General features: G+C 42.0%; 11 protein-coding genes. 3 read left to right on the top strand and 8 right to left on the bottom strand.

All coding sequences use genetic code 11. The annotated features are described in order from the left end of the window. Nucleotides 1–179 precede the first annotated feature (179 nt). The gene (locus tag IQ264_RS28295; RefSeq protein WP_193985284.1) at nucleotides 180–1202 is read left to right on the top strand and encodes a tetratricopeptide repeat protein; all 1023 of its coding nucleotides are present in this window, start codon (nucleotides 180–182) and stop codon (nucleotides 1200–1202) included. Beyond that, on the top strand, nucleotides 1202–1876 hold the full coding sequence (locus IQ264_RS28290; protein WP_193985282.1) for a ComF family protein: 675 nt from the start codon (nucleotides 1202–1204) through the stop codon (nucleotides 1874–1876). Before IQ264_RS28295 ends, IQ264_RS28290 begins: the two co-directional genes overlap by 1 nt. Before the next feature lie 37 nt (nucleotides 1877–1913). Here IQ264_RS28290 and IQ264_RS28285 read toward each other — a convergent pair whose 3' ends face one another. The 6 genes from IQ264_RS28285 to IQ264_RS28260 all read right to left on the bottom strand — a co-directional run bounded on the left by IQ264_RS28285 (nucleotide 1914) and on the right by IQ264_RS28260 (nucleotide 9536). After that, nucleotides 1914–3812, bottom strand: a complete 1899-nt coding sequence (locus IQ264_RS28285; protein ID WP_193985280.1) for a response regulator — start codon at nucleotides 3810–3812, stop codon at nucleotides 1914–1916. 87 nt (nucleotides 3813–3899) lie between these two features. Further along, nucleotides 3900–4139 carry a DUF1816 domain-containing protein gene (locus tag IQ264_RS28280; protein WP_228061889.1) on the bottom strand — a complete coding sequence of 80 codons (240 nt, stop codon included), beginning with the start codon at nucleotides 4137–4139 and terminating at the stop codon, nucleotides 3900–3902. A 241-nt stretch (nucleotides 4140–4380) separates the two neighbouring features. After that, nucleotides 4381–4734 carry a late competence development ComFB family protein gene (locus IQ264_RS28275; RefSeq protein WP_193985277.1) on the bottom strand — a complete coding sequence of 118 codons (354 nt, stop codon included), beginning with the start codon at nucleotides 4732–4734 and terminating at the stop codon, nucleotides 4381–4383. A gap of 725 nt (nucleotides 4735–5459) precedes the next feature. After that, on the bottom strand, nucleotides 5460–5837 hold the full coding sequence (locus IQ264_RS28270; RefSeq protein WP_193985275.1) for a response regulator: 378 nt from the start codon (nucleotides 5835–5837) through the stop codon (nucleotides 5460–5462). A gap of 52 nt (nucleotides 5838–5889) precedes the next feature. Then, nucleotides 5890–9099 (bottom strand): PAS domain-containing protein, encoded by a 3210-nt coding sequence (locus IQ264_RS28265; RefSeq protein ID WP_193985273.1) that lies wholly within the window; start codon nucleotides 9097–9099, stop codon nucleotides 5890–5892. Between the two features lie 44 nt (nucleotides 9100–9143). Next, nucleotides 9144–9536 carry a response regulator gene (locus IQ264_RS28260; RefSeq protein ID WP_193985271.1) on the bottom strand — a complete coding sequence of 131 codons (393 nt, stop codon included), beginning with the start codon at nucleotides 9534–9536 and terminating at the stop codon, nucleotides 9144–9146. Between the two features lie 465 nt (nucleotides 9537–10001). On the opposite strand from IQ264_RS28260, the gene IQ264_RS28255 reads away from it, so the two are divergent. Next, the gene (locus IQ264_RS28255; protein ID WP_193985269.1) at nucleotides 10002–10451 is read left to right on the top strand and encodes a PPC domain-containing protein; all 450 of its coding nucleotides are present in this window, start codon (nucleotides 10002–10004) and stop codon (nucleotides 10449–10451) included. 519 nt (nucleotides 10452–10970) lie between these two features. Here the strand turns inward: IQ264_RS28255 and cobS are convergent. Together cobS and IQ264_RS33245 are read right to left on the bottom strand one after the other, a co-directional pair. Then, entirely contained in the window at nucleotides 10971–11774 is an 804-nt protein-coding gene (gene cobS, locus IQ264_RS28250) for an adenosylcobinamide-GDP ribazoletransferase (protein WP_193985267.1), read from the bottom strand. Further along, the coding region (locus tag IQ264_RS33245; protein ID WP_228061888.1) for a hypothetical protein at nucleotides 11771–11957 on the bottom strand (187 nt) is incomplete at its 5' end. The genes cobS and IQ264_RS33245, both read right to left, overlap by 4 nt.

The following is an 11957-nucleotide window of genomic DNA, read 5'->3' as shown; positions in this document are numbered from 1 at the left end:
CACCTCCCCATCCCCCCATCTCCTCGTATCCGTGAGATATCCAAGCCAAATCAAGGATAAAGCCGGAAAATTCCCTCCAGTATCATTGAGATTTTCTTTGTTTGGTTGTTGATTCCTTAGCAGTTTTTGGGCATTCTAAAAAAAGAGATAAATCTGTCGGAAGAGTGATGACAAGTTTTATGAGCCAAACAACCAAACTAGAAGCCGAATTCTTTTTTCAACATGGGTTACGTCTAAGTGAGGCAAGGAACTATGAAGAGGCGCTAATTAGCTTTGATACTGCCTTAAACATACAGTTTGACTATCATAGCGTTCTTTGTCAACGAGGATTTGCGCTAGGAAACTTAGGTCGCCATGAAGAAGCACTGATAAGTTTTAATAGTGCTTTAGCTCTTAAACCTGATACCTCCTGGATATGGCATAACAGAGGGATAGCTTTGGGAAAATTGAACCGTCATGAAGAAGCTTTGAACAGTTTCGACAGAGCGTTAGAATTTAACCCACATTCCGCTAATAGTTGGCATAATCGCGGTATTACCTTGAGCGATCTGGGCAATTATGAAAAAGCTATTATTAGTTTCGAGCAATCTGTACAATTACAACCTCAAGCTTATTGGGCTTGGTACAATTTAGGCATTGCTTTGGGTAAAGTAGGTCGCTATGAAGAAGCGTTAAATAGCTTTGATAGAGCTTTGGAATTTAATCCTGATGATTTTAATTGTTGGTATAACCGAGGCATTACATTAAGTCATGTTGGGTACCATCAAAAAGCGATCGTCAGTTTTGATAAAGCTTTGCAAATTAAACCTGATGCTAATCCAGCTTGGTACAACCGAGGTGTAGCTTGTTGGAGAATTGGTAATCATGAAGAAGCAATAGCTTCTTTTAATAAAACTTTTCCGGCTGACTTTGATGATTACAGGAATTGGTTTCATCGAGGTCTGACTTTAGCACAAATCGGTTTGTTGGAAGAAGCGATCGCAGCTTACAACAAAGTCCTAGAATTTAAACCAAAGGAACACAGAGCTTTATATAACAAAGCTTGCTGTTATGCTCAACAGGGCAAAGTAGAACTAGCAATTGAAAATTTGTTAGCAGCTATGGAATTAAACCCTGATGAGTATAAAATTATGGCTCTAGAAGACCCTGACTTTGACAAAATTCGTGAAGATGAACGTTTTGAGGCGTTAGTGAGTACCTAATGAAATTCTGGAAACACTGCTATCAAGGATTGCTAGATTTATTTCTGCAATCTCAATGTCCTTTATGTCAGCGTCCTACTTCAACCGATTTTTGTCCCTATTGTCAAAAACAATTACAACGCTGTCAAATACCTCAACCAGAAAAGTTTTGGGGAAATGATTTCCCTGTTTTTCCTTGGGGAACTTACAGTGGCTCCCTAAAACAAGCTTTGTGGACTCTAAAATACGAAAAACAACCAAAAATCGCCCAACCTTTAGGTTTTTGGTTAGGAGAAACTTGGTTAAAATCTCGGTTAAAGTTGGGCAAAAAATTGATTGTTGTACCCATTCCCCTGCATCCTAATAAGTTGCGTAGCCGAGGCTTTAACCAAGCGGAATTATTAGCAACAAGTTTTTGTCAGGTAACTAATTTGCCTTTACAAAAAGATGGTTTAGAACGTATTTCTGAAACAGAGGCTTTATACAGTAAATCGCCAATTGAAAGAAAAGAAAGTTTAGTAGGAGCTTTTAAAATTGGGAAAGCTTTTCGCCAGCGTCATCCTAAAGCGGAAGTGTTACTGTTAGATGATATTTATACTACTGGAGCCACAGCACTGACCGTAGTTGATACCCTGAATAAATATGATATTAAAGTTTGTGGCATAGTGGCGATCGCTACTTCAAGAAACAGCTAAACCGCAAAATTCCCATCTCAAATAAATTTTGAATGAATTAGTGCTCAGTAGCAATCTCAGTTAGTCGATCGACTCCAGCAAATCTACGTAAAATTCGGTTTCGTTCCAACCGATTCAGAATCCGGGCGATTAATTCTGGCCCGATAATCGGTTTCTGCACGTAATCATCTGCGCCTATAGCAAACACCTGATGTACGATTTCAGGATCGTTATGACCTGAGAGAAATAATACGGGCAACTCACTCCAGCGTGGATCGCTGCGAACAACCTGGCAGAGTTCAATGCCTCTAAAACCAGGCATCTCTATATCTAAAATTAGCAAATCAGGTATACAGGCAGCGAGAGTTTGCCAAAATTGTTGGGGGTCTGCCAAAGTGCTGACTTGAAAGCCCCAAGGTATTAGTAAAGTAGATAAAGCGGCTAGCAATAGGCGATCGTCATCTACAATTAGGATTTTGGCTTCCGGTTTCTGGGTGCGGTTGAGTTCCATACTAACTGTTTTGAGAATTTCCTCTGGACTAATAGGTTTCTCTAAAAAGATATTTCCCCCCAAACGCGCTACTTCCACTCGATCGCTTAATTGATTTTGTGCTGTCAGTACTAACACAGGAATACTCGGAGTTTGTTGCACTAGTTCAGCTAGTAGGGTTAACCCGTTTTCTGTAGTGTGACGAAAGGTGAGTTCTAGAATAATCACATCAGGTGGAAGGCATGAAATGAATCTTCTGGCAGCTGTCGGATCTATTGCTACTTCTACCTGAAAACCCCATGCGATCGCTTCCCTTTTAATCTGTTCCGTCAGCAGCACATCATCATCGACAATCAACAACCGACTCGATGCAATTTTCACATCGGGAGTCTTCGCTGTTGTAGATGGTTTGTTTTCTACAACTTGCTTTAGTTGCCCAACCAAGTACTCAAATTGCCGTACCTCATTTTCCCCCAGAGACTCTAAGCTGAGCAACTGTTCGATCTGCCGCGCCACCTCTGAACTTTTTGGTACGCCAAAAGAACCGAGCGAGCCAATCAAACGATGAACTTCCGCCTGTAATGACGATCGCAGTTCGCTGTCGAGAGTTCCGGTGGACAGTTGCGCGATGGCTCGATCGAACAGCACCATCTGCGTTGCCAAACTCTGTTGAAATTTCCCCCAGATTTGTTGCATGATTAGCTGTACTTTGGCTTGAGCTTGGCGCTTGTCTGCTGAAGCAACGGTAGCTGGATGTGTCATTTCTTGACAAACCCTTGGTGAGAAGGAATCTTCCAGTACTTTCAGCCGATAACCTAATCCGTATATCGTCTCAATCAAACTTATTGTCATTCCCGCTGTTTTTAGCTTTTGCCGCAAGCCCTTAATTTGGGTAGAAACCGCTTCCTCTTGTGGAAATTCGCCACTAGGCCAAATTTGGTCGAGGATGGCACTTCGGCTGAAAATCCGCCTGGGATTCCGCAGGAAAAGCTCTAATATGCTGTACTCTTTCGGGGTTAGGTGTAACAGATTTCCGCTATAAGTAACTTGGCAAGCATCCGAGTCCAGCTGAAGCTTTTCCCAAGTCAATACAGTAGGTAAAGTAGAATTGCTCCGTCTTAGTAAAGCCTGAATCCGAGCGATTAATTCCGCTAGTTCGTAAGGCTTGACGACATAATCATCGGCTCCCGCCTTTAAACCAATTACCCGATCTGTGGTGCTGTTTTTGGCGCTCAATAGTAAGATTGGCGTTTGTGAGCCGTGCGATCGCAATTGGCGACAAAGACTAATTCCATCCAGTTTCGGAAGAATAATATCGACTATTAGTAGATCGTAGTGAAAGGCTTGAGCCAGTTCCAAACCCGTTTGACCATCCGCCGCTATCTCGACAGTATATTTATAGCTGGTGAGTTCTTGTGCTAAGACATTCGCCGTCGTCTCATCATCTTCTACTAGCAGAATTTTCATTGGAACTCATTCCTTTTCACGGAATTTATTCCTTAACTCTACCAAGGAAATGCTGATAACCTCCGCGCTTTAGCTGGAGGTGAAAGCTCATCCTGGCTCATAAAAATTGGTTAACATTTTCGGCTGACACAGCTTAATCTGAAGCGTAATTCCTTTGGCTCCCTCCTGTTTTAAATCTTCCAAGTAGCCAACATGAGCACAAGCAGCTTCCTGAATACTAGCAAAAGGCCCAAAGTAATAACTACAGGATGGGAATAAGGTAACAATTTCTACCCACCAGGCAAATTCAATTTTTTCTTGTTCTGTAAGGTTGGTTAAAAGCATCATCAATCTTCCTGGCTAACAAGGGCAAGCAGAATTTTACATTTTCTTACCCTCACTTGTTTAAATTATTGTTGACAGAAAAGTAATTTGTTATATGTTAAACTCTTCCATTTATAGCTGCTAGTTGCACCTCCAGGAAGAGTATCAAATCTTCTGGGGAATATCTACTTCTGAGTAGCGATCGCACTTTGGGAGTTGCGGTAATTTAGCTTTTTAATTTGCGATTGGCTAGAAACTCTGTCATTCAACTAACTAGAAAAGATTTGTTCAAATCGAAACCTTGCGTTTGGCACTGCTCGAAGTTATTTTTATTATAGATAGACATAAGATTACGGACTCCCTGATGAATGTAATACTCTATATCTAATCGCTGTTTAGTTGGATATAGAGGTGATATCATTTGTGTTGAAAAAGCTTCCGAGCCTTCTACTACAGCGTACTTATTAGGAACGCGGCTCAGAACATAAGCAACTAAATCCTGGTATAAGCCTGTGGCTGCAAAAATTTGTTTATAGGGATACTTTGGATAGGTTTCCAAAATCTTTTCTATCTCTTCTGCGACTATAATTAAGGTAAGGTTGAAAAGTTGTTTTCCCATTTTTTGCTCCTGAAAGCTTGTATTGGTAATGATTTTAAATTAAGCTAAAGCGCACTAAATTGTATATTTTTGCTCTTACGCAAAAACCGTCTTAAGCTTGCATCGCATCTAAATTGTATATTTTTGGTGTTAGGCAAAAACCGTCAATCCCTCTCCCCATCCCCCCATCTCCCCATCAGCCTAAATATTCAATTTAAATGCGTAGCAGTTTATCGTCGTTATATCGGTATTGTTAACACCAATACTGTTTGGTTATAAGAAAAACAAAAAGGTGGAGGGGAAAGGTGGGATTATTCCTTTCACCTATCCCCAAACCTCAACGGAGATAATTAAACGCTTAACCTAGCAGTGTTGGGTGCATTCCCATACTTCAGAGATTAAGAAACAAATTTGAGGAAATTTTGAGGAAATACAATTTTTCTTTTAAAATAGGAAAAAATGTAAAACCCACATTTCTTACCCTAAAGTGTGACCAATTCATCTCTGGGGTGGAGAATGTGGGCTAAAATATGCGTAGTATTTTCACTTCATCCATAGGTTACAACAAGAAAATGAGGAAATGTTGAGGCAAGCAGATATAGCAACCGCCAAAGCAGTTAACTACTCGTGATAAGAGCACCACGAGGCGGAGCCTCTATTTCTCGTTCCCAGGTTCAACCTGGGAACGAGGTGAAAGGAGGTAGAACCTCCTTTCTGGAGCAAGATCTGAAAAGCCTTCGGCTATATTACCATCCCAGCGTGGAAGCTACTTGATCTGCTAATGTCAAAGGGTCAAAGGGTTTGGCAATCACTCCAGCTACGCCGAGTTTGGCAAATTGGTATAAGTCTGTGGACTGCACTTTAGCAGTCAACAAAATAACTGGAATTGTTTGAGTTACTGAATCTTTTTGCAACTCTCCGAACAGTGTGATTCCGTCCATATCAGGCATCATTACATCTAGTAAGATTGCATCTAAATGTTGGGTTTGAGCTATAGTAAGTCCCTCTTTAGCTGATAAAGCTGTTAGTGTCTCCCAACCGCCTAAGTTTTCCAGACAAGCTTGAACTACGGCAGAGAGGTTTTGTTCATCATCAATTACCAGAATACGTTTTTCTGGTGTCATAAGTAATTTTGTTTACACTAGAAAATTTTAATACCTACAATTCATGATACGGTTAATCGAGGAGTTTTGGCAAGGTGAAATAGAAGCTACTGCCTTCTCCGACAACGCTTTCTACCCAGATTTTGCCGCCGTGCTGTTTGACGATGCTTTTACAGATTGCTAAGCCTAAACCTGTTCCTCCTTTTTGGCGGGAGTCAGAAGCATCGACCTGTTGAAACCGTCCAAAGATAGTATCTATTTTATCAGCGGGAATGCCGCGTCCTTGGTCTTGAATTTGAAATAAAATTTGGTCAGTTTGGTCTTGGATACTGAGGGTAACTATAGTTTCTGGGGGTGAAAATTTAATGGCATTACCGATCAAATTAACTAGAGTTTGAACGATCAAATCGCTATCTGCCCAAACTTGAACGGAAGTCGGTTCTACAAATAAGGTAATGTTGCTCTGTACTGCTAAAGATTGCACGGTTTTTACAGACTGTTGCATGAGTGTTACCCCATCGCACCACTGTTTATTTAGTTTGACTGTCCGTGCTTCCAGGCGCTCTAAGTCGAGAATATCGTTAACCAAACGTACTAAGCGTTCGGTATTTTGAACGGCAATATCTAACATTTGTTGGGCAGTTTCTGGCTTGTCTTGCAAAACTCCAGAGGCGAGTAATCCCATAGAACCGCGAATAGCAGCTAGGGGAGTTCGCAGTTCGTGACTGACGATCGAAATAAACTCTTTTTTCATTATTTCAATGGCTCGACTGTCGGTAATGTCCTCCACTGTACCCACATAGCCAACAAATTCATCAACAGCAGAGAAGATGGGGGCGAACAGCACTCGACCAAAACGAATGGTTCCATCTTTACGGATGTAGCGAGTTTCAGAGGAATATTCTTGCCTTTGGGATAATACTTTTGCCCACTCAGCTGCAACTTCCTCTCGATCTTCTGGGTGAATGAACTCCACCCAACTTTTTCCCAAAGCTTCATCAAAGGTGCAGCCACAAATCATTTGATGGCGGGGATTGATATAAATACAATCTCCCTGAGTATTGGTCATGAAAATGCCTACAGGCGAGCTTTCGCTGAGGGAACGGAATTTAGCTTCGCTTTGTCGGAGTGCTTCTTCTACTTGTTGGCGAACCTCTTCCAGGTGCTTCGCTAGGGTGATATCTTGGTGAACCGCAACCAGAACATCACCATAATCAGGATGCTTAAATACAGAACAAGTCGCCTTACACCAAAAAGGAGTTCCATCTTTCTTGACATTATGCACTTCGTATATAGCTTCACCGTTTTGTAAAACCGCAGATCGAATGGCTTGAGTGACATCTTCAGCAGTTACCTCTTCAGTTGCGTAGTTGACAATTGAAACGTGCCGATCGTTGAGTTCACCAGAGTCATAGTCAAACATCTGCTCAAATTTAGGATTGGCATAGACAATGACTGCATCACTAGCTCTGACTAAGCATACGCCTTCTGCCATGTTGCGGGTAATTACAGCTTGAAGCTCTAGGATTTGTTCAGTACGTTTGCGATCGCTAATATCCAACAATACACCGAGAACTCGCACAGGTTGCCCTAATTCATTGTAGACAGCTTTGGCACGAGACATTAACCAATGAACAGAACCATCAGGATAAATCACTCGATGTTCAGCGGCGTAATCGGTTTGGTTTTCTATCGATTCTAAGAACTTTTGTTCGACCCAACCAAGATCGTCAGGATGAACGTGACTGCGCCAAAGCTCACGAGTTGGCTTAATGCTAAAGGGATCTAAACCTAGTAGAGTGAACTTAATATCGTTCCAGACGAGATATTCGCTAGGTAGCTGCATATCCCAAAAGCCGACGTGGGTTAAGTCTAAAGCTAGTCGGCGGCTTTCTTCACTTTCTTGTAGGGCGGTTAATGCTTCGATTAGGCGATCGTTTACCTCAGATAATTTTGCTGTTCGCTCTTGTATCCGTTGTTCTAGTTCGGCATTCAGTTGTTGTAAAGCTCTCTCGGCTTGTTTGCGTTCTCTCAGTTCAGTCTGTACTTGTTCAAACAGTTCAGATTGCTGAATGGCAATGCTCATTTGGTTGGCTAGCTGTCGCATGAAATCGATTTCTGTTGATTGCCACTGGCGCGGCGCAGCACAGTTGTGAGCAATGAGCAACCCCCACAATTCACCGCCCTTGACAATGGGAACTACTAGATTTGCCCTGACTTGGAAGTTTGCCAGTAATTGCAGGTGACAGGGGTCAATTCCCGCTTTATAAATATCGGATTTGACGGTAACTAAGCCTTGTTTGTAGGGTTCGACATAGTTTTCGCCAAAGCAAGGGTCATAAATTTCGGTCGATAAAATAGCTATCCAGTGAGTGCCCACTGATTCGGCAACAACGGTTCCTCGCCACTTGGGGTCAAATTGGAAAATAATTACCCGATCGGTCTGAAGCAATTGTCGGATTTCGTTTACAGTGGTTTGGAAAATCTCCTCTATATTGAGTGATTGGCGAATTTTTTGGGTGATTTCCATAATCAAGCGTTGTTGCTCAAATTTTTCTTGCAACAATCCTTGTGCTTGTTTGCGTTGATCGATCGCTGTCGCCGTTCCAGTCATGTGGATCGGTTCTCCCGCTTGGTTATAAAAAGCGTGTCCCCTAGCTTCAATCCAATGAATGCTACCATCAGGCCAAACCACACGATATTCTACTTGGTAAAGACTGTTTTTTTCGATCGCCTGTTGTAATGCTTGGTTGATTGGTTCCCTGTCGTCAGGATACAAGCAAGCTAAAAAGCTTTCGTATCTTCCATCAAACATTCCCGGAGTCAAACCAAATAATAGCTCGTGATCGACTGACCATTGAATTTGTCCGGTTGGGATGTCCCAGTTCCACATCCCCATTTGTGCCGCTGATGGCGCTATCCGCAGTAGTAATTTGGCTTTTTCTTGTGCTAATTGTTTGCTGTCTCGAAAACGATCGGTTAGTAGGTTGATTGTCACAGAAACTAACAGAAAAATACCTAACTCAAATACATCTTTCCCTCGATCGAATCCAAATATATGTTGAGGTGGAATAAAGAAATAATTAATTGCTAATGTGGAAAAGACAACGGTAACGAATCCCGATCGCAAATCACCATACCAGGCAGTGACAATGATGGCGAGGTAGAAAAATGTGCCAATGGTGCGGAACATAAATGGTTCTAACCACAGTGTCAGGAGTAAGGCGATCGCAGTTGAGCCGATCGCCACTCCATAAGGCACTAATCGCTGATAAAATCTCATTGCTTTGTCTTTGTCTGCCTAAATGATTTGATAAAGTTTTGCTCTTACTCGCAATCCCATCCTAGAAAGCTTGCCACTTGTTTGTGTAATGTTAGTGGTTCAAAAGGTTTAGCGATCGCTCCTGTAGCTCCTAACTTTGCAAAGCATTCTGGCTCAATCAATTCTGCTTTAGCAGTGAGAAAAACCACCGGAATATTTTGAAGATCGGGATTTGCTAGCAGTTCTTGCAGAAAGGTAATTCCATCCATTCCAGGCATCATAACATCAAGGATAATCGCATCAGGTCTTTCCCTCTCGGCCAAGAGTAACCCCTCTTCACCAGAAGCCGCCACTATCACCTTCCATCCTGCCAATACTTCCAGAGAAATTTGCACCAATGTTCGTAAATTCCTTTCATCTTCAACAATTAGAATTCGCTTGGTAGTTACAGATTCCATTGGTACTTCTGATATACTGCTGGATTCGAGAGAACATTTGCTGAACTTCACCATATTTATTAATTCGATCCACTTACAATTGTAACAAAATACTGGGATTTAAATTAACTAATAAAACACGATTTAGATTAATCATCGAGTTTCAATTTCTTTTTTTACTTGCTATCTATTTGAATATCATGTGCATAAAACCAAAAGATTTTCTCGGTTTTAACATTTTATTAATTAGTTCTCCATACTCTACATCTAAACTTACGAACAAAATTTGAGGAAATTGTGAGGAATCATCAAAGACTAAGTAAGATATAGAAAAACTTGATCCTCGGAAATCCCAGTCGCCAGCCCCCAGTTTCCCAAACCATTACGAGAGAGCCAGAACTGTCAAGTCTCTCGACGTAGGTTGGTTGTCGATTATGTCACAATTAACAAGCTTATGCTTTTTTTGCGAGGTTACTTCGCTTCACCATGATGCAGAATTATTTAGCTCGTTTTAGCTGCTTTTTCGTCCTACCTGCAACTTTGCTGATTCTGGTAAATACTGCTCCGGCTGTCAAAGCTCAAAAGCAACTATACAACCCCATTACCTTACCAACCAATGGCGAAGTTTCAGACTCCCTTTCCGATAAAGATATTCCTATGGGACAAGGTGGATTTGCTAGAGACTATAGTATTGAGTTAAATGCTGGAGATAATATTGCGATCGATCTCAGTTCCGACAGTTTTGACACTATAGTTACCTTAATGAAAGGCGGTGTAACTGTGGTAGAAAATGATGATGGCCCTGATGGAACCACTAACTCACTATTATTTACTCGAATTAAAGATTCGGGGACTTACATTGTGCGCGTGCGTGCTTTCGGCGAAACAGCTGGAGGTCCTTTTAAACTGAAGGTAACGCGCCTCAAACCCATTTAATTTTTGTAATTGGCAGGTTTGTAGTAGCGACTTCAGTCGTATATTGCTAAACAAAAACACTGAAGTCCTCACCAGGAACCTGGTTTGTAGTAGCGACTTCAGTCGTATATTTCTAAACAAAAACACTGAAGTGTTCACAACGAACCTAGTTTGTAGTAGCGACTTCAGTCGTATATTGCTAAACAAAAACACTGAAGTCCTCACCAGGAACCTGGTTTGTAGTAGCGACTTCAGTCGTATATTTCTAAACAAAAACACTGAAGTGTTCACAACGAACCTAGTTTGTAGTAGCGACTTCAGTCGTATATTGCTAAACAAAAACACTGAAGTGTTCACCACGAACCTAGTTTGTAGTAGCGACTTCAGTCGTATATTGCTAAACAAAAACACTGAAGTCCTCACCACGAACCTAGTTTGTAGTAGCGACTTCAGTCGTATATTGCTAAACAAAAACACTGAAGTGTTCACCACGAACCTAGTTTGTAGTAGCGACTTCAGTCGCAATATTTATAAATAGAATTATTTGGGAAAAATCCCCGCTAATAGACAGAGTAACAAGGCTTCAGTCCACTCTACAACTGCTCCGTAGGTGTCGCCTGTATGACCGCCTAATTTGTAATTAAACCAGGCACCTGTTAAAACTGCGATCGCACTTCCACCAAATGCCATTCCCGCTGACATTAACCAGCGATCGCTATCTAAAATTAACAAAAATCCACTCAAACTCAAAAGTAACAATAGTCCTGGTATCAAGTCACGGGCAGAAAGATTTGATTCTTTATGAATTGCGCCTTTGCCTGTGGGCTTGAGGTAAGGGTAACAGATAATCGCCACTAATTGTCCCCAACGTCCCCAACCTGCTACTGCCATTAAAGCTAACCAACGATGGGTTTGAATGTCATGCAGTGCAGCGGTTTTGAGTAGGATAATAGCGATCGCAGCCATCGCCCCAAATGCCCCTGTCAAACTATCTGACATTACTTCTAAGCGACGTTTGGGATCTGGGGTAGCTAGTCCATCGGCGGTATCCATTGCCCCGTCTAAGTGCAAACCACCAGTCAAAGCAATTCCGGCTAAAATGACTAATACCGACTTGGTTAACACTGGCATTCCCAACAGCTGCAAGCCAGAATCTAATAATCCCAGCATTCCCCCAATCATCAATCCAATCACAGGTGCAAGACGGGCGATGCCGCGAAATGCTAACGTCCAACTACTTGGCACAGGTAAACAAGTATAAAATGCGATCGCAGCCGCTAACGTCGCCGTTTGCTGCTGCCAAAATCCCCACACCCGTTTAGTCCAATGTTTTTTCTTAGTCATTTGTCATTTGATAAAGCAAGGCAGAAGGCAGAAGGCAGAAGGTAGAAGGCAAGAAGGCAGAAGGCTGAGGGCAGAAGGCAGAAGGCAGAAGGCAGAAGGCTGAGGGCAGAAGGCAGAAGGCAGAAGAGAAGGTAAAAATTCCCCTTGTCCCCTTCCTTGTCCCCTTGTCCCCTTGTCCCCTTG

The sequence above is a fragment of the [Phormidium] sp. LEGE 05292 genome (assembly GCF_015207735.1).
Classification (GTDB): Bacteria; Cyanobacteriota; Cyanobacteriia; order Cyanobacteriales; family Aerosakkonemataceae; genus Floridanema.
The sequence above is the reverse complement of the archived record's forward strand: the minus strand, read 5'-3'. Positions and strand labels throughout refer to the sequence as shown.